This is a genomic window from Burkholderia sp. SIMBA_051 (assembly GCF_046534915.1).
GTDB lineage: Bacteria > Pseudomonadota > Gammaproteobacteria > Burkholderiales > Burkholderiaceae > Burkholderia > Burkholderia ambifaria.
This window is the reverse complement of record NZ_JAWRXS010000793.1, coordinates 1-241: the sequence shown is the minus strand read 5'-3', so window position 1 is coordinate 241 and position 241 is coordinate 1. Positions and strand designations below refer to the sequence as shown.

At 66.0% G+C, this 241-nt stretch carries 1 protein-coding gene; it reads right to left on the bottom strand.

Annotated features, from left to right (window positions below):
* Nucleotides 1–241, bottom strand: a 241-nt coding sequence (locus SB771_RS36630; protein ID WP_410722240.1) for a phosphatidate cytidylyltransferase, incomplete at both ends; no start/stop codon positions are given.

Here is a 241-nt window from a genome sequence, read left to right as displayed (position 1 = left end):
CAGGTCGCCCACCACGCTGAATGCCACCAGCAAGGTCAGTGCGAGCAGCGTGCGTACGGCGCCCAGTTGCGCCAGCAGCGCAGAATACAGCGTCGGCTCGAACGCCTGCAAAAAGACCGCCGCCGCCGCGACGATCATCACCACCAGCCAGCCGCCGATCGCGCCCTCCCAGGTCTTGCCCGGCCTGATGGCTGGCGCCAGCTTGTGTTTTCCGAACGCTTTTCCCGAGAAGTATGCGCCG